We start from the raw sequence: 19,557 nt of genomic DNA, 5'->3' as shown, positions 1-19,557 counted from the left end.
GGGTATATTTTTAGACTAAAACTAGCGAAATGATCAAAGTATTAATTGCTGATAACCACCCTATCATCCGGATGGGCGTAAAACATGTGTTGGAATCCGCCTCTGGTTTTGAGGTGGTAGAAGATGTTTCCACGACATCCGAACTTTTTGAAAAACTGGAAAGAATCACTCCTGATGTCGTTATGTTGGAAATGGACATTCCAGAAATAAACGGTATCGCTACCTTACGAAAGATTAAGAAAGAATATCCAGACGTTAAAGTGTTAATGTACAGCGGACAGTCCGAAGATGTATATGCACTTAGTAGTATTAGGGCCGGTGCGTTCGGTTATTTATCAAAAGCTTCGGATATAGATTACATCATTTCCGCAGTTCGAAAAGTGAGTGAGGGGAATATGTTCATCACCAATGAACTTGCCCAAAGACTTGCATTTGATGAAGGGACCCAAAGACCAAGGAGGTTCTTCAGGAAGCTCTCTACTCGGGAAGTGGAAGTGCTTAAACTGTTGGCGAGTGGAAAACGAAACAAGGATGTTGCTATTGGTCTTAACTTAAATGAAAAGACCGTTAGTACCTACAAGGCACGTTTAATGAAAAAATTGAATGTGGACAACATGGTAGATCTCTTACAACAGGCCAAGGCTTTGGAACTGTATTAGTAGACTTTATCCATATTTATATAATAGAGGCCCCAAAGGCATAACCTTTGGGGCCTCTATTTTTTTATGAAAGTACCCGATTCAGTTTCTTGTTCAACAATTTGTTCAACTGCAGATAGTTCATAATCTCCTCAAGGGTCTCGCTATTGTTTCCGTAGTTTTCGTGGGTATTGTTCTGGAGGGTCTCCATTCGTTTTTTGATCAAATAGCAGCGCAGGGTAAGTATAGTCTCACTTACCAATTGACCTACCCCGGTCTTTTTGTCCTTAGGGTAAATATCCTTCCGCTCCCAATTGTGTAAGGCGTACTTTTCTTCTTCCATAAGAATCGATGAGATCTCCTCTACCATCTTTTGGTCAAGGTCAGAGATAAAAGTACTTATGGAAAAGTCTTCATTTTCATTTAGCTGTTCGATCAATTTGTAATATATATTTCGAAACTGTTCGTTAGTCAGTTCTATCTCATCTTCCTGAAGGTCCAAATAAATCTTTTCGTAGACCTTGGCCTCCAGGGACTCCGGTTCCAAAATCAAGTCTCCCTCATCGTTTTCCTTTAGAATAAGGTCTTCAAATTCTTGTCTTTCATTCCCGTAAAGTAAGAGTACTTCAATAATCTTGCGCTCCAATTCGTATTGCACGTCTACCTTTTCAACAGCAACCTGATTTTTTACAATATCGAAGGCCTTTTGTTCCGGTTTGGCTTTCTTTGCGGCATCGGCAATCTCCTTTTTTCCGATTTGGGCCAATGTACTGAACAAGACGTTTTCGGAAACGTTCATAATCTGCGCACATTCCTGTATATAGATTTCGCGCTTAATGGCATCGGGAATCTTGGCTATGCTATTTACGATATCACGGACCGTCTCAGCCCTTTTAATTGGATCATCGGATGCCTCTACCGCCAATAAATTCGCCTTAAACTGAATAAAATCCTTTGCGTTATCCCTTAGATAATGTAAAATCTCCTCTAACTCGTTATTCTTGGCAAAACTGTCTGGATCCTCACCTTCCGGAAAGGTACATACCTTTACGTTCATGCCTTGTTCCAAGATCAGGTCGATACCTCTTAGGGAAGCCCTTAATCCCGCCGCATCCCCATCGAACAGAACGGTGATATTTTTTGTAAGCCTATTGATCAACCGAATCTGTTCCGGAGTAAGGGCGGTACCGCTGGAGGATACCACATTACGGATACCCCTTTGGTAAAATTGAATAACATCCGTATAACCTTCTACTAGATAACAGTTGTCCTCCTTCGCAATGACCTGCTTGGCAAAGTAAATACCATAGAGTACTTTGCTTTTGTGATATATTTCGCTCTCAGGGGAATTCAGGTATTTGGCTGCTTTCTTATCGTTGACCAAAATACGACCTCCAAAACCGAGAACCCTACCGCTCATAGAGTGAATAGGGAACATGACCCGTCCTTTGAATCGATCGAATTTTTTGGAATTATCGGGATTTTGTGTGTCTTGCTTGACTATGGTCAATCCCGTTTTTTCCAAATACATCAACTTATACCCATTTTCAAGGGCAGCTTTGGTAAATCCGTCCCATTGATCCAAGCAATAGCCCAAACCAAACTTTTTAATGGTCTCATCCGTAAAACCACGTTCTTTAAAGTAGCTTAGTCCTATGGCCTTGCCCAACTCTGTTTCCCAGAGCATTTCCGAAAAGTGTTTCCGGGCAAATTCGGAGACCAGATACATGCTTTCGCGCTCATTGGCCTCAGCCTTCTGTTCATCAGTACGCTCGGTTTCCTCAACTTCTATATTGTATTTTTTGGCCAGGTATTTTATGGCCTCGGGATAGGTAAAATGCTCGTGTTCCATAAGAAAGGCCACCACATTGCCTCCTTTTCCGCTACTAAAGTCCTTCCAAATCTGCTTTACTGGCGAAACCATAAAACTTGGTGTACGCTCATCGGTAAATGGACTCAGCCCCTTAAAATTGGATCCCGATTTCTTCAATTGCACAAAATCACCGATAACCTCTTCCAAGCGGGCGGTTTCATATACTTGATCTATGGTAGATTTTGAAATCAAAACAAACGAAATATGGCTGGCAAATATAACCTGTATCCATAAATATAAGTCAAAATGTAGCTTTTTAAAAGAAGGCTTTATGATTTAATCCTGCGGAGCTTTAAACTCCTTTATCCCTATAATTAAAAGCCAGAGGCAAATTCCGATTTCCCCTATGGCAGCAGGTAGGCCCACTAGGCTGGCAACCCGAGTTTCTCCATAGTCCTCGCAAAGAAAAAAACCCAGAAAGTCTATGAGGTATCCAAAGCAACCAAGCATTAACATGATTCCCAAAAATTTAGGGAGAAAGCCCGAATTGTACACCAAATATCCAAAGGGAAACAACCATAACCCCCAAAATATATGGGCTACCAAACTTCGATTATTACTGGATTTAAGTAGCAGCATTGCTTTCGCCCCTAGCTCATCGGAAGTAAAAGCTTCTAAGGAGCCGGAATCATAGATCAATGTAAGTACATCTACTTGATACGCTATACTAATGTATGAAATGGGTACACTGACAAGGGCAAGGATTACCATTGCCATAGCGTGAGCAGTATTTACTGTCCCAAGTAGTTTGTATAGCGTTAACGGTAAGAATATAAAGCAGGTGAAACATAGTAAGCCACTTAGTACCCCCAATCGGAACAAATTTTCAGAAGCTTTGATATTTTCAATGGTTGTTACAGAGTCTTCCCAGACGATAAGCTCTGAGGGGACATAAAGTAAACTAAACATGCCACTCAATATGAGTATTAAATAAAATATCCCAGCAATTCTTGCGGTTCGTTTTGTGGGTTCCATAGGTTACTGTTTTTATTTCTTTTACTAAATTGGGTTGAATTTTAGTTGGATATCCGCACACAATGATACTCTTCTTTGGTACTCGTCCTGGAAAAGCCGAAATGAAGCGCCTAACCAATGTTCGGTGCCCTCATTGCAATCGGATTGGAACTTTGACCCTTTCCAGGGCATCCAACTTTTTTCATTTGTTTTGGATCAAATTGTTTAAGATTTACACCGCAAGGCTTGCGGAATGTTCGCATTGCAAAGGTGTTTTTTACAAGAATGAATTTACCCCGGAAATGGAAAGTGCCATGGATAATTGGCCAAACATGGAGAGTTAAGATTCGCCTTAAGTAAAAGAGGCGAACCTTACTTTACCTCGTCACAAGTCGCACCGAAGGCCCAAAGAAATATTTCGTTGTTCTACCAAAGCGTCCTTAAAAATTGGATTCAGGTCGTATTTTATATAAAGAAGTATGCCATCGAATCCTGCGTACGCACTTAGTCCATATACAAAATTTGTGGTGTTATACCCCCTTTTCAGCTTGTCCTTTACGTTTTCCCCGGCCCGATCATATTTCAACTTCTGGCGACTACTAAGGTTGAATCCTCCATAGCCGCCGATACCCAGTCGAAATTGGTTTTGAATGGAGTATCGAATGGTATTTTCCGTTTGCCTAAATCTTGAAGGGCCAAATTCAAAATGAATGGGAAAAACGAGATTGTCCATCCGGAATTTGGATTTGCTCAGTTCAAATTCAAATTCCTGTAATTCTGCCTGACCTTCGTCATTGATAACAAAATATTGATTGTCCTTGGGTTTTAGGCCATTGAATTGGAAGGAAAAACCGTAGGTAAAACGCATAAAATTGGAATTATCAAAAACCCTGGTGCGCCATACCCATCCCAATTCAAAAAATCGGCTCCCTCCAATTTTATAGGGCGAATCGTCCAGGGATTGCCCCTCAATAATAGCATTGTTAAATCCTATGGCTACCACCGGGTCGGAATAGGTACGGCGATCATACTTGGGAGGCTTGTCCCTTTTTTCGAAAAAATGCCAGGGTTCCCCATCAACATTGATGCTTATTCCCGTTCCATCATCAATGATGGAAAATCCCTTTTCTTCCTCGAGCACAGTGCTTTGGTTACGCTCCAACAATGCTATTTTGTTATCGATAATAGCGTGCTTGTTCTCAATGTTCAATGCCCTCAGCTTTGCCGCATTTTCCTTGAGAATCCTAGCTTCTTCAGCGTTTAAATCACCATCATCCAATCTTTTGTTGATGTGCTCTATTTCTAATTTTAATGCTTCCTTCTCTTGCTCTGTAATTTTAATCTTTTGTTCCCTTAGAGCTTCGATTTTTTCCTTATTCTGCTCCTGAGCAGCGGCATGATTCATAATTAAGGAGATTAAAATCAAGGTCAAATAAAAAACAATGGTCCTCATACTTGTTTGTTTTTGAAATGTTCCCTCCCTGCCTCCCCGACATTCGCGGGGAGGGAAGAAGGAAATCCATTAATGATTGATGAATTAATTATTTCGATCCGCCACGGCCGTACGCACCCTAACAAAACCGGTTTTCAATTTTTCGAAAATCTGATCCCTAAAGGACTGATCTAGCTCGTCCTCTACCTCCATTAACAAAGCCATGGCATCTACCTTGCCATTCTCCAGGAAAAGTTTTTCCGCGATTATTTCCCTTTGCGCCTTATACAACAGCGAATCCACCTCGGCATCGGATACTGTTCTATTTGTCTGCTCCAGTACGTCTACCTGTGCCATAACTTCTGCAATTTTGGCGTTAATGATAGCTTCTGAATCCTTATCTAAATCTCCATCGTTAATTTCCGCATCCCCCATTGTACCCGAAGAAGCAATGATTGTCACCATATCTTCCAAAGTATCTTCCTCTATTATTCTCTTTTCCTTTAGAGAATGTATCGGTTCTTCTCGAAGTTCTTCAGCGTTCGGATTTTGATCTGTTCCAACCATCTGATGTTCCTTTTGAAAGGTTTTTTTATCCGTTGCCTTTATTATTGCATTCTCAACTTTGATGGTATCTTTATCGGTATCTACAATTTCCATATCAGAATTCACCACTGGTCTTTGAGAGCCCAAATACACCAAATAGATTACCAAAAGACCTGCAAAGCTTGCTGCTATGCCATACCAAAAAAAACGATTTGATTTTGCTCTAGGAGTAATGTCCAAACGATCTACCACCTTTTGCCAGGACTCCGAAGAAGGTTGTATTTCTCTATTCTCCAGCTGTTTTTTGATATGCTTTTCAAAATTATTCGGTTCCATACCCTATGATATTTTGTTTCTTTAAACCTTGTTGTAACAACTTTCTGGCCTTGAACAATTGTGATTTTGAGGTACTCTCCGTTATGGCCAGCATTTCGGCGATCTCCTGATGTTTGTAACCTTCCACGGCATACAACACGAACACGGTTCTATAGCCTTCCGGTAAGGCGTCGATCATGGTCTGTATATATTCGGTGTCCAATTTGGCCGAGGTATCCGAAATGGATTTTTCATTGTGCCTCTCAAACACCGCATCATCATAGACTACGAATTGTTGTTTACGCAAATAAGAAATACTCTCCCTCACCATAATCTTTTTAATCCATCCTTCAAAACTGCCTTGATGACGAAAGGTTTCAAGTCCCTGAAAAACTTTTACAAAACCATTGACCATAACGTCTTCCGCAAATTGCAAGTCTTTGATGTACCTTCTGCAAACTCCAAGCATCTTGGGAGCAAATTTCTCATAAAGACGTTGTTGGGCATCTCGATTGCCGGAGGTAGCCCTTTCGATAAGCTGCTTTTCGTTTTTATAAAAAGAAATGATTTTCAATTTTATAAAAGTAGTTTTGGTTATCCGTTATTTCTATAGACGATTCAGTACGAGAAAACGTTGCCTGGAGCGTTGATTTTTTTTTGAAGCTTTTCGGAAGAGCCGTAAATAGGCCATTTTGCCATAAGAGCTACACCTCTTTACCTTACTTTTTTCTATCCACCACATAATTTACCATCAGCTCAAGGGAATTCTTGTATTCCGATGGTGGATACGCGTCCAAAAGTTTTAAGGCTTTCTCCTTAAAATCAAGCATTTTTTGTTCGGCATAGTCCAACCCCCCTTTTTCCTTTACAAAAGCTATTACCTGTTTTACCCGGATTTTATCCTTATTATGGTTTTTTACGGAATTGACCAACCATCCTTTTTCAGATTTGGAGCAGTTATTAAGTGCATAAATAAGAGGTAGGGTCATCTTTTGTTCCTTGATATCTATTCCGGTAGGTTTTCCTATTTTCTGCTCCCCATAATCGAAGAGATCATCCTTTATTTGAAAGGCCATACCGCAGAGTTCACCAAATTTTCTAAAGGTTTCTACATCCTGTGAATCGGGTTTTACGGAACACGCGCCCAAGCTGCAACATGCCGCAATTAAGGTAGCCGTCTTTTGGCGAATGATATCGTAATAGACTTCCTCGGTAATGTCCAAACGTCTAGCCTTTTCAATCTGCAATAACTCTCCCTCGCTCATTTCCCGGACTGCCACCGAAATAATCCGGAGTAAATCAAAATCGCCATTATCGATGGACAATAATAATCCTTTTGATAAGAGGTAATCGCCTACCAAAACGGCAATCTTATTTTTCCACAAGGCATTGATGGAAAAAAAACCACGGCGTTTATTGCTTTCGTCCACTACGTCATCATGGACCAAAGTGGCCGTATGGATAAGTTCTATAACGGAGGCACCCCGATACGTACGTTCATTTACCATACCGTTGTTCAGCAATTTTGCGGTCAAAAAAACGAACATTGGCCGCATTTGTTTGCCCTTTCGGTTTACAATATAGTAGGTAATGCGATTGAGAAGTGCGACCTGAGAGGACATGGAATCATGGAACTTCTTCTCAAAAAGTTCCATTTCATGGTCAATAGGTTCCTTAATTCGGGATACTGTTTTCAAGAAGTTCTGTTTTCTATCGCGTTGGATTTGGAAAGATAAAAATAAGGAAAAGAAGGGATAATTCGTGGGTAGTATGGATAGGAAGGGGCTATTGAATACTATCTGCTTCGGCTAATGTTTATTAGCCAGTTGACCACAGGCCGCATCGATATCCTTGCCCCTGGAACGCCTAACGGTAACCACAATCCCATTTTCCTCCAAAGTACTCACATATTGATCTAATGCCCCTTTTGTGGCTTGTTGAAATTGACCGTCATCAATTGGGTTATACTCGATAAGATTCACTTTGGAAGGTGCAAATTTGCAGAAGTCCACCAAGGCATCCACATCCCGTTTTGTATCGTTAATCCCTTCCCAGACTACATACTCATAGGTAATTCTACTTTTGGTCTTGTTATACCAATATTGTAGGGCCTCCCGCAAGTCTAACAAGGTAAATGTGGCATTAAATGGCATTATAGACGTGCGTATTTCATCAATAGCCGAATGAAGGGATACCGCCAACTTGAATTTAACCCCATCGTCAGCTATTTTTTTTATCATTTTAGGAACCCCCGAAGTAGATACGGTAATACGCTTTGGGGACATGCCAAGTCCAGCTGGTGAGGTTATCTTATCGATAGCCTTGAGTACATTGTTATAGTTCATCAAAGGTTCGCCCATTCCCATAAAAACGATGTTGCTCAAAGGTCGATCAAAATAGAGTCTGCTTTCGTTATCAATGGCCACTACTTGATCGTAAATTTCATCGGGATTCAAATTGCGCATCCGTTTCAAACGGGCCGTGGCACAGAACTTACAGTCCAGACTGCAGCCTACTTGGCTTGAAACACAGGCCGTGGTCCGATTAGCCGTTGGTATCAAAACAGATTCCACTACCAAACCGTCATGCAATCGTACAGCATTTTTTATGGTACCATCCTTGCTCCGTTGCATCTGATCCACATGAATGTGATTGATAACAAAGTTCCCTTCCAGCAACCTTCGGGTCTCTTTGGAAAGATTGGTCATCACATCAAAGGAATGAGCGGATTTCTGCCAAAGCCATTCATAAACCTGATTACCGCGGAAAGCCTTATCGCCCTGGTCCACAAAAAACCTACGTAATTGTTCCTTGGTAAGGGCCCGTATGTCCTTCTTTTTTGTTTCCAAAACATAAAACGATAAAAAATCCTGCCGCACCTTTGATTTGGTAGGCAGGATTTTCATGATCTGTTGTAACCTTCCTATAAAATCAACATGGCATCCCCATAGGAATAAAAGCGATATCCTTCCAAAATGGCTTCTTTATAGGCCCTTTTCATGAGATCGTGTCCTATAAAGGCGGATACCATCATAAGCAAAGTGGATTTGGGTAAATGAAAATTAGTAATCATACAATTGGCAATGCTAAAATCATAAGGGGGGAAAATGAATTTGTTGGTCCATCCATCAAATGTATTCAACGTCTGTTCGGAAGAAACTGCACTTTCCAATCCCCGCATTGCCGTGGTGCCCACCGCACATACTTTTTTTCTGGTTTCCTTGGCCCGGTTAACCACCTCGGTTGCCTTTTCGTCTATAATCAATTCTTCGCTATCCATTTTATGTTTGGAAAGGTCTTCCACTTCTACGGGGTTAAAAGTTCCCAAACCAACGTGCAAGGTCAATTCCGAAAAATTCACTCCTTTTATTTCCAAACGTTTCAATAGATGTTTGGAGAAGTGGAGCCCGGCGGTAGGAGCTGCCACCGCTCCTTCATGCTTGGCGTAAATGGTCTGATAGCGTTCCTCATCCTCTGGTTCCACATTTCGCTTTATGTATTTTGGCAAGGGTGTCTCTCCCAATTCCCTTAGCTTCCTTCTAAAGTCAATATAGGCTCCGTCATACAAAAAACGCAGCGTCCTCCCTCGGGAAGTGGTATTATCGATAACTTCGGCCACAAGGCTCTCATCATCCCCAAAATATAATTTATTGCCAATTCTGATTTTCCGTGCCGGATCCACCAGAACGTCCCATAGTCTTTGTTCCTCATTCAGTTCCCTCAATAAAAAAACCTCGATACGTGCCCCTGTTTTTTCCTTGTTGCCATATAACCTCGCTGGAAAGACCTTTGTATTGTTCAGAACCATTACATCGCCCTCGTCAAAATAATCAATAAGATCCTTGAACATCCTGTGCTCTATTTTACCAGAATCCCGATGAATAACCATTAATTTGGATTCATCTCTATTCTCGGTTGGGTACTCTGCCAATAAATCCTTGGGAAGCTCAAAGTTAAAATGTGATAATTTCATAAGTAAATTAAGTTAGCGATTTTTGCGGCTGCAAATATACAATGTGGCCATAGGGGTTGTCAAGTAAAAGAGGGATTAAATACGAATTAAGGTTTTCCTATCCCAAACCCGAGTATTTCAAGGTCCTTCCAAAAATCAGGGTAGGATTTTGAGACCACTTCGGCATCGTTGATTTGCAGTGAAGTATTCATGGCCAAGGGAGCAAAGGCCATGGCCATCCTATGATCGTTATAGGTGTCGATGGCCACGTCTCTATTTATTTGATTCGATGGCCGTAGTATCAAATCCTTATCCGATACCGTAATATCGGCACCCAATTTGGACAGCTCCGTGTTTAAGGCCTCCAATCTATCCGTTTCCTTGATTTTTAAGGTGTGTAATCCCGTAAGATGGCATCCAACGCCAAGTCCAAAACAGGTAACCGCAATGGTCTGGGCGGTATCCGGGGCATTGGAAAGGTCCAAGTCCAAACCTTTGGGGCTAAGGAGGGCTGTTTTCCTTAGGCTAATTTCGTTTTCTCCAAAATCGGTCTCCACTCCCCAATTTTTGTAAATTTCGGCAAGGACACTATCACCCTGCAAGCTATTCTTTTTATATGATGATAGCACAACTTTGGAACCTACATCTCCGAGGGCAACTATGCTGTAAAAATAAGAGGCAGAGCTCCAATCGGATTCTACCACTAGGGTTTTGGGGGGCATGGATTCCTTGGGATAAACCTTTATCGTATTCCCTTCAAAAAAAGTTTGAATACCAATTTGTTCCAATAAGGCCAAGGTCATCCTTATATATGGAACAGAGGTTATCTTGCCTTTTAGTTCTACTTCCAGGCCATTTTCCAAACCAGGTGCAACCAGCAATAATGAGGAGATATATTGGCTGCTTATATTTGCTGGAAGGCTTACCCTATTTTTGGTAAGCGTATTCCCCTTAATTCGTATAGGCGGATATCCCGCATTTTTTTCATATTCAATTTCGGCACCCAAATCACGTAGCGCATCCACCAAAACTTCTATGGGACGTTCGGTCATACGCTGCGAACCCGTTAGGAGAACCTCCTTATCTTCCTGTGAGGCAAAGTAGCTCGTTAGAAAGCGCATAGCGGTACCTGCATGATGGATATCTACCACTCCCTTGCTTACGCCCAGTCCTTTTTGCATGACATCGGCATCATCCGAATTGGAAAGATTATCAATCGTAATATTCGGATACAAGGCTCGCAGTAGTAGCAAACGATTAGACTCACTTTTTGAGCCCGTAATCCGTATGTTCGAATTTAGTAATTTGGTTGACGGAGGAGACAGGTATAGTTTCAATCTATTGGGGTTCTAATAGTGAAACCCAAAGATAGCATTATTTGAGCTTTTGATTGTTTTGGTGCCTATCATGATCACGTTGGGTCTTTAAAGCCAATTTTTGATCAAAGGCTCCCTGCAAATCCACGCCTGTCTGGTTGGCCAAACAAAGAACTACAAAGAGAACATCTGCCAATTCCTCACCTAGATCTCTTTCCTTATCGGATTCCTTTTCACTCTGTTCGCCGTATCTCCGTGCGATAATACGGGCCACCTCCCCCACTTCCTCGGTGAGTTGGGCCATGTTTGTGAGTTCGTTAAAATAGCGTACGCCGTGTTGCTTTATCCAATTATCTACTTCCTGCTGGAGTTTCTTGAGAGCCATCTGCCGTAATTTTGGATAAAACTACTTTTTCTGCCTCTTTTTCCACTATTTTTTTGTACAATTCTTTTAAGTCTGGATAGTCCACTGCAGGAATGATGGCAGTATTCATTTTTAAATCGGCCAAAACCTGTATGGTATTGTCCTGGGCTACGACTTTATAAATAAAACTAGCTGCTTTATTGGGTAGGCCCAACTTAATATCTTCGGGTAATGTCTCAACCTTGTAGCCTTCAGGTATGGAAATATTGATAACCATTTTTTGTTCCCATGGGTAGGCGTAATCTACTGGGTAGTTCCGTTCTTTCAATTTAAAAGGATTTTCATTAATTGTACTGCTCAACAAGGGATTAAAGTACATCTTGTCCCCGACCATTGCCACTTGACCTTCTAGGGCAAAATCCATATTTTCCATTACCGATTTACCTACAACATTGTTATTTTTCACCCCATATTCCCCAATTTCCATTCCAACATGGGAAGATTCCAATTTTTCTAAATAAGAATTTTCCTCTATACCATTAAATTTGTTTCTAAATTCGTAAGCCTTAAAATCGGTGTACGTTTTCCGCATCCTACCACTAATTAGGCCATCCTGGTCCACAGATACGGTACAATTGGAATTTTCTTTTGAAACTCTTTTGGGCATTACTGAAACGGTGCTAAAACTTCCGTCTTTTTTTACCAGCTTTCCATACCAGTTCAATGCATGGATGGGTAATACATTGGGTTTGGTATATTTGTTAGAGGCATCCAAAAGAACAATGTTATTGTTTAAAGAAACGGAGGCAACCACATAATTAAAGCCTTTCCTTGTAGGAAACATGGGCACTCCGTGGTCCCTGGTACTTATGAGTACCGGATTGGCTTCCAAACCAGCCTCACTTAGCATTGTGGTCAGCATCAAGTTAATGTCCGCTATATTACCGCTACGATCCTCATACGCTTTCTTAACTCCTTTCTCGGCATAAAACCCGACCATACCATTCCAGTTCATGTGACTTTGAACAAATTGAAAAATAGCTGCAGCCTTTTCTATATCATCGGTTTTATCCCCGACCAGGTTTTGAAGTGCTTCCTTGAAATATCTTTTTTGAGCCAGTTGACCGCCAAAACTACGGTTCTCGTAAATGGTCTTAACTACCTTTTCCCATGTGGTAGTATAGCTTTTTATCGGGGATTGGGGAAACTTGGTATACTGCAATTCATACAAAATAGCACTTCTATAGTTGTCCATATTGTTCACATAAGGCTCCTGCTTTAAGGCCGGCACATTATGCATTGTGTAGTTGGTGACATTGATCATATAGTTCAGCTTAGAATTGCTATACGTAGTGGTTGTGGTATATTTTCCAGTTCTCTGCTTATCGGTAAAGGTAATTGTTCCACCTTCCGTACCCTTTTGTGGGTTAAGCGGAAGATATCCCTTCATGGTGGGTTGAAACACAAAATATTCCGGGGTTTTAATGGAGACTTCCTGATACTTGATAGGGATGTCATATTGCATTTCTATTTCATCAATACTCCAATAAAAAGGGGAATAGATCTGATATTCGTATTCAACAATACTCCCGACCTTTACGTTGGGCATGGTAAATTTTTCTTCACTGTAGTACTCGTTCAATTTAGTTCTGAATTCACTCTCCTTGGACAATTTATGTTTTTTGACCTGACCGTTTTCCAAATTATAGGTAAATGCCTTAAGACCGCTTATGGTCTCCTTATCACTATCCTCCTTATATAGTTGTTCAGCTACTGTTGCATACTCAAAGCCTTCCGGCTTATAAATCTTAACACGCTCGTGTACATAGGTAACCAATTGAAAGCCTATGGATTGCTTATATTCAAAACGAATACTTTTATTCCGATACAATACTGCGGCAACGGCTGAAGAATCTTTTTCATACACCTCTTGCTTTAGCTCGGCTTCGGTTACCTTTCCGAATTTAACTTCCTGTGCCGAAATGGCTTGAGTAATGACACAAGTAAACAGACATAAAATAATTTTGAGGTTTTTCATGGTTCAATTATTTATTGGGTGGGTTTATAGGTCGGCTTTGATGATTACGGCTTGGGCTTTATCCGCTGAAGCAATCTTTTTTCTAAAATTGCGGTAATTGGTATATTCCTCTTTGGGATGTGTCCCTTTCTTTAGAAAAAAACTACGTTTATACGTTAAGGCATTGGTTTCCGAATCGTAATCAAGTTCCATGGTATACGTGCCGAATCGGGTCTCCAGGCTAACATTGTCCGGAAGGGCTTCAACTTTGTATCCATTGGGTATTGTTATTTCAAATATATCCTCATCCAAAAAACCGCGTTGTATTTCCAAGGGCAATTTCCTGTTTCTATAGCGTTGTGGCACATAAGTACTTTTGTTGAAGGCGTTGGGCGCAAATAAAACTCTTTCCCCGCTTAGGGAAGCATAATTTTTGGCAGAAACCTCAACAACTTCGGTAAACAAAATTTCCTCCCTATCATTGTCAAATTTATAACCATGTACATTAAGGTTATTTACTTCACCCCAGTAATCCTTATAATGCTTGCTGATATTGTCCACTGATTTTTCCTCAAGGGAAAAGCGATTGTCATATTGTATCCCTTTCGTGGTTATGGTCACTTCACCGGATATTTCGCCGTTTTCCAAAACGTTGAATTGTGCGCGTGTCAATTGATGGTTCTGCTCATTATTGTATGCTACCGTGGATACAAGTTCGCCTCCTTCCGGTTTTACGACCAAGACCTTACGATCATCCGTAAAGTCTCCAACAAAACCAAAAGGATGGATTTGGGAAGTGCAATCAATCCAATAGTACCTGTCTTTGTATGGAATGGCCAAAATAACATGATTGCCTTGTCTTAAGTCTGCAAAATCCTCCTTAAAATCTACTTTTCTGCTACCCGCCTCAACAACGGTATAATATGATTCTACATTTACCGCCTCCAACAGGGCCTTTGTATAATTGGAAAGTCCCTTACAATCTCCATATTTAACACGATCAACCTCAATGGCACTTATGGGCCTGAAACCTCCAATACCTATCTGAACGCTTATGTACCTGGTATTGTTCTGTACATATTTGTAAATCACTTTCGCTTTTTCGAGGTCATCCTCGATACCCTTTACCAGATTTCTCGCAAGGTTCTTAGTTGCCTCCGAAAGTTCCGTGCGTCCCTTCAAAAGAGAGTTATTGACCCACGATCCCAATTGGTTCCAATCATCCACATCGCCATCAAAGCCTTTATAGTGAAAATGGGTCAATCGTACCGAAAGTTTTGGTGCCAAGCTACCATAATCCGGACTATGCGCCTCACTTTTTACCGCGGGAAGTTTATGGCCGGTATACACTATACGACCTGCTCTTTCTTCTTTTTCAATAGAAAAACCACCCAGATTGTGCTCCTTTATTATCGGTTTTAAGTCATTTGTGGCATACGTAATCTCATAGTGGCTCCTTTCCACACTTGCCAAGTATCCCGATAAAAAATACCATGGAGGAAAAAGTCCTGTATCACTAGTTTCCACCTCATAGGAAAATTCCATGGTATACGGATACTGTACAGGGGTATAGGAATAAGTGAGTAATCTATCATCTATGTAAAGGGATATACCGTCTGCTGCGCTAATGTCACTAAAATCCCTTTTCTTTATGTGTTCAATTTCCTTCCCCATTTTATTGTACACATAAGCTTCTATGTGCTTTATTTTTTTATCGCCGTCATAAAAAACCCGGGGGTTGGCATATCGATTACCTAACTTGTTCAAAACCGTTACCACTTGCCTTACGGTATACACCATCTTGTTTCTGGCCTCAAGGTGTATACGCATTTCATCCAATCGAACAACTGCATTGGCATTTTCGACAAGATCTTTATCCAACAAAAAGGCTTGATAATCGCGTTCTTGGGCAGAACAGAAATATACCAGAAAAAGTGTGGTAAAAACTAGGAGTAGTCGCATTGGTTTAGGTCGGGGTTGAAACTTACAACGTAAAGTACGAAGATTTCTTACATTTTATGGTTACAAAATCGATGAATATGACTTATTCCCGGTTTTTTGTATCCATGACTATGGTCACCGGGCCATCATTTAATAATTCCACTTTCATATCGGCACCAAAAACTCCCGTCCCTACACTTTTACCCGAGTCGATTTCCAATTGTTCTATAAATTTTTCATACAAGGGAATGGAAACATCGGGTTTTGCGGCCTTTATATAAGAGGGTCTGTTTCCTTTTTTGGTAGAGGCATGTAGGGTAAACTGACTAACCACAAGAGCGCTACCATCAATGTCCAATAAAGAAAGATTCATTATGCCTTCCAAGTCATTAAAAATGCGTAGGTTCACGATTTTTCGTGAGAGCCATTCAATGTCTTCTCCGCCGTCGGCATCCTCAATCCCCAATAAAATGAGAAGCCCATTGTTGATTTTGGAAACTACCTTTCCCTCTACCGCCACACTTGCCTTCGATACTCTTTGAATCACCGCTCGCATAATGCAATGCCCGACTTCCTATCGGGAGAAGATATGTTGTGTTTAATCCGTTTTACCATAGTTATCCATTCTGTATGTTTCTTCTTGGTCAGTTACCATTTGTACATAACTTCGATACCTGCTCCAAGACACTTCACCCCTTTCCAAGGCCTCCTTAACCGCACATTTTGGTTCATCCAAATGTAGGCAGTTGTTAAATTTACAATTCTTCTTCAGCCTAAAAAATTCGGGAAAATAATCCCCTATTTCGTCCTTATCCATATCTACCATACCAAATCCTTTTATTCCTGGTGTATCTATAATCCGTGCGTCAAAGCTTAGATCGAACATCTCGGCAAATGTAGTAGTATGTTGTCCTTGTAGGTGTTGTTCAGATATTTCCGCAGTCTTAAGGTCCAAAAAAGGTTCCAGTTTATTGACCAAGGTGGATTTGCCTACCCCAGAATGGCCTGAAAACATACTGGTTTTATGGAGCATCAATTCCTTTACCTGGTCTACATTCCTCCCGGTCTTTGCAGATATGTCCATAGAGGTATATCCCACATTTGAATAAAGGTCCATCAAACCTTTTACCCGGACCAACTCTTCCCTACCGTAGGCGTCCATTTTATTAAACAACAAAACGGTTGGAATATCATAGGCTTCGGCAGTAGCCAAAAAACGGTCTATAAAAATGGTGTGGGTCACCGGGTTATTCAAGGTAACTATCAAAAATACCTGGTCTAGGTTAGCAGCAATGATATGGGTCTGTTTGGAAAGGTTTACCGACTTCCGAATAATGTAATTTTTACGATCTTCTATTTCGGAGATAACCCCAATGGTCTCGTCCCCAATTTGTTCAATCTCGAATTTCACCTTGTCCCCGACCGCAACAGGATTTGTACTTTTAATACCTTTAATACGAAATTTTCCCTTAATCCTACATTCGTAGAATTCTCCGCTATCCGTTTTTACGGTATACCAACTACCCGTGGATTTGTATACGACTCCCGTCATTCCATTTAATAATGCGTTATAGCTAAGGTCGACGCAAAAATACCTATTTTTCTTTTTAAGAATCGCGGTATCTTTGGGCCAATTCTAACAAGTAAATCGCGAAAACAATGAAAAGAATTCTATTTATTATCTGCCTTACCATCGCCGGCACCTTTGAAATCCATGCCCAGCAATTTAAGGTAATTACTAGTGTGGAATCCATTGTCCCTAGTGGAATTGGTAGATCCCGAATCATTGATGCCCAAGAGGAAAAGGATTTTGAGGAGTATACTTCGGAGCAGACGGAGGAAGACAACACAAGGAACAAATCCAAAAGAGGGAATATCCGGGTAAAGAACTTTGAGGAAACCAAACTCTTGAATTTTTATAATATCGCCGGAATCCGATTTCAGAACATTGCCGCCAATGATGCGGTCGTTTCCTCTAAATTGACCGCAATGGCTGCGGATGGATGGGAACTTGTATTTGTAACAAGTGCCGTAGAATCCGATGCCGGAGATAAAGACGGTCAGGGTATCTTTATTACGCGTTATGTCTTTAAGAAAGATTAGTGGAATCCGGTGCCTTTCCTAAGCAATTGACATTTTGAAATTGATTCAAGAAAGGAAGTTCTCAAAACAAAGCGATCCGTTCCATTTAAATTGGAACGGATCGCTTCTATTATATTCAACCCTTTAGGCATTGATAATCTTTTCCTGATGGTTAATGGATTCTTGATGGATAGCCTTGAACATTTTCAAGACGAACTCCTCGCTCAACCCTTTGGACTCGCCCTCCAAAATCATTTTTCCTAAAATGGCGTTCCACCGGTTGGTCTGCAGTACGGCTACATTGCGTTCCTTTTTGAGCTCTCCAATACCGTCAGAGACCTTCATGCGCTTTCCGAGCATATCAATCAACTGATTGTCAATAATATCTATTTGGGCTCTAAGGTTGTTCAACTTGCTATTGTACTCTGCTTCCTTATCGGTTTCTTTTCTAATTCTTAGATCTTCCATAATTTGAACCAATCGTTTGGGTGTAACTTGCTGTGCCGCATCGCTCCATGCATTGTCCGGGTCATGGTGCGTTTCGATCATAAGTCCATCAAAATTCAAATCCAAGGCCGTCTGTGATACATCAAAGATCATGTCCCTTTTTCCCGTAATGTGCGAGGGATCATTGATAATGGGCAAGTCTGGAAATTTGGTCTGTAACTCAATGGCCAGCTGCCACTCCGGAATATTTCGGTACTTGGATTTTTCGTAAGTTGAAAAACCACGATGGATAACTCCTAATTTTTTAATATTGGCCGTATGCAAGCGCTCCACGGCACCCAACCATAAGGAAAGATCCGGGTTTACCGGATTCTTTATCAAAACGATCTTTTCGGTACCCTCTAAGGCATCGGCAATGTCCTGAACAATAAATGGGCTTACAGTTGAACGGGCACCGATCCACAGTAGATCAACATCATGTTCCAGGGCCAGTTCTACATGGTTTCTGTTGGCAACTTCAGTAGCGGTTTTTAATCCGGTCTCCTCCTTTACTTTCTGTAACCATTTTAGACCCAAGGCACCGACACCCTCAAAATTTCCCGGACGGGTACGAGGCTTCCATATACCCGCACGATAATAATTTACATCCGTGTCCTTTAAGTCATGGGCAATCTGTAATACCTGTTCCTCGGTTTCTGCACTACAGGGCCCTGCTATCACCAATGGATGCGGCAAATCCATATCATCCAGCCATTTTCTCAATTCCTTTGTATTCTCCATTTTATTGTTTATTAAGTGGTATTCCTTTTAATATTTCCTTTATTTTATTCGTATTGTCCATTTCGCTATAAATGCCCTCATAGTCGTTCTCCAAAAGAAGTGTTTTGAACGCTTCCAAGTTTTGGATGTAATCCTCTAATATCTCAACTACATTTTCCTTATTCTGTTCAAAAATAGGGGTCCACATGGCCGGAGAGCTTTTGGCCAGACGGACCGTACTTTCAAATCCACTACCGGCCATATCAAAAATGTCCCTTTCGTTTTTTTCTTTTTCAATAACTGTTTTCCCCAACATGAAAGAGCTAATATGCGATAAATGGGATACATAGGCAATATGCCTGTCGTGTGCCACCGGATTCATATAACGAATTCGCATACCCATCTCCTGAAACAGCCCTAAAGCCCGTTCCTGTAATTTAAAAGCGGTCTTTTCCACTTCACAAATAATATTGGTCTTACCATTATACAAACCCTCCAAAGCCGCCGATGGACCCGAATATTCTGTCCCGGCAATAGGATGACAGGCCAAAAAGTTCCTACGCTTCGGATGATGCTCCAAGCTTTTGCAAATCTGACCTTTGGTAGATCCACCATCGAAGACCACGCAATCATCGTTAACGGCATCCAAAATTTTAGGTAGTTCAGTAACTAGAACATCAACCGGAATGGTTACAATGACCATTTCCGCTAACGATAAATCCTGATAACCGGATTTTATGTCGATAATGCCCAAGGATAGCGCTTCATCCAAATGGGATGAATTGATATCTACTCCGAATAGTTTCGAGTCAGGACGCAACCTTTTTATGTCCTTTGCAAAGGAGCCTCCAATTAGACCTATACCTATGACGAATATGTTCATTTCACTGACGTTGGATGATAGATTTGGATATTGGATTT

At 41.0% G+C, this 19,557-nt stretch carries 19 protein-coding genes; 3 read left to right on the top strand and 16 right to left on the bottom strand.

The genetic code is table 11. From position 1 onward, the window contains the following. The first annotated feature begins 29 nt into the window (after positions 1-29). The gene (locus Q0993_RS16935; RefSeq protein WP_299535263.1) at positions 30-659 is read left to right on the top strand and encodes a response regulator transcription factor; all 630 of its coding nucleotides are present in this window, start codon (positions 30-32) and stop codon (positions 657-659) included. Between the two features lie 64 nt (positions 660-723). Here Q0993_RS16935 and dnaG read toward each other — a convergent pair whose 3' ends face one another. Together dnaG and Q0993_RS16925 are read right to left on the bottom strand one after the other, a co-directional pair. Beyond that, the gene (gene dnaG, locus Q0993_RS16930; RefSeq protein ID WP_299535261.1) at positions 724-2,703 is read right to left on the bottom strand and encodes a DNA primase; all 1,980 of its coding nucleotides are present in this window, start codon (positions 2,701-2,703) and stop codon (positions 724-726) included. Between the two features lie 84 nt (positions 2,704-2,787). Continuing rightward, positions 2,788-3,486, bottom strand: coding sequence for a DUF4386 domain-containing protein (locus tag Q0993_RS16925; protein WP_299535258.1), 699 nt, complete (start codon positions 3,484-3,486; stop codon positions 2,788-2,790). A gap of 62 nt (positions 3,487-3,548) precedes the next feature. Between Q0993_RS16925 and Q0993_RS16920 the strand changes: the two genes are divergently transcribed. Then, on the top strand, positions 3,549-3,809 hold the full coding sequence (locus Q0993_RS16920) for a zinc-ribbon domain-containing protein (protein ID WP_367279634.1): 261 nt from the start codon (positions 3,549-3,551) through the stop codon (positions 3,807-3,809). Between the two features lie 41 nt (positions 3,810-3,850). Here the strand turns inward: Q0993_RS16920 and Q0993_RS16915 are convergent, their stop codons facing one another. From Q0993_RS16915 to rsgA, 12 genes are all read right to left on the bottom strand, one after another. Continuing rightward, on the bottom strand, positions 3,851-4,918 hold the full coding sequence (locus Q0993_RS16915) for a hypothetical protein (protein ID WP_299535255.1): 1,068 nt from the start codon (positions 4,916-4,918) through the stop codon (positions 3,851-3,853). A gap of 84 nt (positions 4,919-5,002) precedes the next feature. Then, a complete protein-coding gene (locus Q0993_RS16910) occupies positions 5,003-5,779 on the bottom strand; it encodes a hypothetical protein (protein WP_299535253.1) in 777 nt (258 codons plus the stop codon). Further along, on the bottom strand, positions 5,766-6,332 hold the full coding sequence (locus tag Q0993_RS16905; RefSeq protein WP_299535250.1) for an RNA polymerase sigma factor: 567 nt from the start codon (positions 6,330-6,332) through the stop codon (positions 5,766-5,768). The genes Q0993_RS16910 and Q0993_RS16905 overlap by 14 nt, the downstream gene beginning before the upstream one ends. Positions 6,333-6,477: 145 nt before the next feature. Then, entirely contained in the window at positions 6,478-7,455 is a 978-nt protein-coding gene (locus Q0993_RS16900) for a polyprenyl synthetase family protein (protein WP_299535248.1), read from the bottom strand. A gap of 111 nt (positions 7,456-7,566) precedes the next feature. After that, positions 7,567-8,607, bottom strand: a complete 1,041-nt coding sequence (rlmN, locus tag Q0993_RS16895) for a 23S rRNA (adenine(2503)-C(2))-methyltransferase RlmN (RefSeq protein WP_299535334.1) — start codon at positions 8,605-8,607, stop codon at positions 7,567-7,569. Positions 8,608-8,681: 74 nt separating this feature from the next. Next, a complete protein-coding gene (gene queA / locus Q0993_RS16890; protein ID WP_299535246.1) occupies positions 8,682-9,731 on the bottom strand; it encodes a tRNA preQ1(34) S-adenosylmethionine ribosyltransferase-isomerase QueA in 1,050 nt (349 codons plus the stop codon). Positions 9,732-9,817: 86 nt separating this feature from the next. After that, a complete protein-coding gene (locus tag Q0993_RS16885; RefSeq protein WP_299535244.1) occupies positions 9,818-11,047 on the bottom strand; it encodes a 3-phosphoshikimate 1-carboxyvinyltransferase in 1,230 nt (409 codons plus the stop codon). A gap of 37 nt (positions 11,048-11,084) precedes the next feature. Beyond that, positions 11,085-11,411, bottom strand: coding sequence for a nucleotide pyrophosphohydrolase (locus Q0993_RS16880; protein ID WP_299535241.1), 327 nt, complete (start codon positions 11,409-11,411; stop codon positions 11,085-11,087). After that, positions 11,377-13,428, bottom strand: coding sequence for a DUF3857 domain-containing protein (locus Q0993_RS16875; RefSeq protein WP_299535239.1), 2,052 nt, complete (start codon positions 13,426-13,428; stop codon positions 11,377-11,379). The genes Q0993_RS16880 and Q0993_RS16875 overlap by 35 nt, the downstream gene beginning before the upstream one ends. A 24-nt stretch (positions 13,429-13,452) precedes the next feature. Next, complete coding sequence (locus Q0993_RS16870) at positions 13,453-15,369, bottom strand: DUF3857 domain-containing protein (RefSeq protein ID WP_299535236.1); 1,917 nt, start codon at positions 15,367-15,369, stop codon at positions 13,453-13,455. Between the two features lie 82 nt (positions 15,370-15,451). Further along, positions 15,452-15,904 carry a D-aminoacyl-tRNA deacylase gene (dtd, locus tag Q0993_RS16865; protein ID WP_299535233.1) on the bottom strand — a complete coding sequence of 151 codons (453 nt, stop codon included), beginning with the start codon at positions 15,902-15,904 and terminating at the stop codon, positions 15,452-15,454. Between the two features lie 42 nt (positions 15,905-15,946). Next, a complete protein-coding gene (rsgA, locus tag Q0993_RS16860; RefSeq protein ID WP_299535230.1) occupies positions 15,947-16,900 on the bottom strand; it encodes a ribosome small subunit-dependent GTPase A in 954 nt (317 codons plus the stop codon). 107 nt (positions 16,901-17,007) lie between these two features. Between rsgA and Q0993_RS16855 the strand changes: the two genes are divergently transcribed. Next, the gene (locus tag Q0993_RS16855) at positions 17,008-17,451 is read left to right on the top strand and encodes a hypothetical protein (protein WP_299535228.1); all 444 of its coding nucleotides are present in this window, start codon (positions 17,008-17,010) and stop codon (positions 17,449-17,451) included. A gap of 123 nt (positions 17,452-17,574) precedes the next feature. On the opposite strand, the gene Q0993_RS16850 is transcribed toward Q0993_RS16855, so the two are convergent. Continuing rightward, positions 17,575-18,657 (bottom strand): bifunctional 3-deoxy-7-phosphoheptulonate synthase/chorismate mutase type II, encoded by a 1,083-nt coding sequence (locus tag Q0993_RS16850; protein WP_299535226.1) that lies wholly within the window; start codon positions 18,655-18,657, stop codon positions 17,575-17,577. Between the two features lies 1 nt (position 18,658). Next, positions 18,659-19,519, bottom strand: a complete 861-nt coding sequence (locus Q0993_RS16845; protein ID WP_299535225.1) for a prephenate dehydrogenase — start codon at positions 19,517-19,519, stop codon at positions 18,659-18,661. Between the last annotated feature and the right edge of the window lie 38 nt (positions 19,520-19,557).

The sequence above is a fragment of the Ulvibacterium sp. genome, assembly GCF_028285715.1.
Classification (GTDB): Bacteria; Bacteroidota; Bacteroidia; order Flavobacteriales; family Flavobacteriaceae; genus Ulvibacterium.
Note: the sequence above shows the minus strand (reverse complement) of the source record. Positions and strands in the feature narration are given on the sequence as shown.